The organism is Bradyrhizobium sp. 23AC, from assembly GCF_054863025.1.
Map to the genome: position 1 here is coordinate 1 of NZ_JAVAYN010000130.1, position 276 is coordinate 276.

At 73.2% G+C, this 276-nt stretch carries 1 protein-coding gene; it reads right to left on the reverse strand.

The window, feature by feature from the left end:
• Positions 1-58 precede the first annotated feature (58 nt).
• Positions 59-276 (reverse strand): hypothetical protein (locus tag RAD10_RS41765; protein ID WP_461622015.1); only part of this gene is annotated, 218 nt, incomplete at its 5' end.

Genomic DNA, 276 nt, shown 5'->3' on the forward strand with positions numbered 1-276 from the left:
TATATCCGATCAGTCCCGGCGACTGCGCCAGCGGGTGGCCGGTGATGGGACGCTGTCCCTACCGCGCCGTCCCGCGCGTGTCCTGCGGCTGGTTCGGGTCCCCTGCGGGCCCCTCGGCCTCGGCGCTGAGGCGATCGAGCGTGGCGCCGGCCTGCACCAGGATATCCCAGGGCGGCACCTGCCCGCTCTCGAGGGCGTCGAGCGTGGAGAGCAGGTTGCGCACCTCGGCGATGCTGGCCAGGGCCCCGTTGTTGCCGCCGGTGGCGATGCGCGGAT